At 75.1% G+C, this 890-nt stretch carries 1 protein-coding gene; it reads right to left on the bottom strand.

Annotation, left to right across the window (positions count from 1 at the left end; all coding sequences use genetic code 11):
- The coding region (locus ACFQV6_RS44255; protein WP_378033741.1) for a polyketide synthase dehydratase domain-containing protein at positions 1–890 on the bottom strand (890 nt) is incomplete at both ends.

The following is an 890-nucleotide window of genomic DNA, read 5'->3' as shown; positions in this document are numbered from 1 at the left end:
ACCACCGACCCCGGCGCCAACCGCTCCACCGACGCAGCAAGCTCCTCCCACACCACCTCGAACAACGCGTCACGCACAGCGGCCTGCCGGAGTGCGTTCGCGGACACCGCCCGCACCACCAGCTGCTCGATCACGGCGACCACCCGGTCGGCGGTGAACAGCAGCACCTCGACGGACTGCTCACCGGTCCGCCGCAGCCGCACCCGCACGTTGTCCGGGCAGGAGCCGGGAACGGTGACGCCGTGGAACGCGAACGGGACGAGGGCGGGCTGGTCACCGGAGAGCCCCGCGCCCGCCCCGTGAAGGGCGGCGTCGAGCAGCACCGGGTGGACCGTGAAGCCGGCACCGCGGGCGGCCTCCGGCACCACCACCTCGCTGAACACCTCGTCGCCGCGCCGCCAGACACGCTGGGCGCCCTGGAAAGCGGGGCCGTATCCGTAGCCGCGGCCGGTGAGGTCGGCATACAGGCCGGGCACCTCGTCGGCGCCGGCCGGCGGCCAGGTGGACAGAGCGCCGGCCGGCGGCCAGGTGGGCGGGGCCTCGGCCGGCGCGGTGACGGCCGGGGCGAGGGAACCGGTGGCGTGCCGGGTCCAGGGTTCCCCGGCGTGCCGGGAGGAGAGCGTCACCGGGCGCCGGCCGTCCTCGCCGTCGGGGCCGACGGCCACCTGGACGGTGACGGCACCACGCTCGGGCAGGGTGAGCGGTGCTTCGAGGGTGAGTTCGGCCAGGTGCGGGCAGCCGAGGTGCTGTCCGGCGGTGAGCGCCCAGTCGACCATCGCGGTACCGGGGAGCAACACGATGTCCTGCACGACGTGGTCGGCCAGCCAGCCGAAGGCCTTGCGCGAGACGCTGCCGGTGAAGAGCACCTCGCCGGTGCCCGCCGACTCGAC

The sequence above is a fragment of the Actinoplanes sp. GCM10030250 genome (assembly GCF_042666575.1).
In the GTDB taxonomy this organism is placed as follows: domain Bacteria; phylum Actinomycetota; class Actinomycetes; order Mycobacteriales; family Micromonosporaceae; genus Actinoplanes.
The sequence above is the reverse complement of the archived record's forward strand: the minus strand, read 5'-3'. Positions and strand labels throughout refer to the sequence as shown.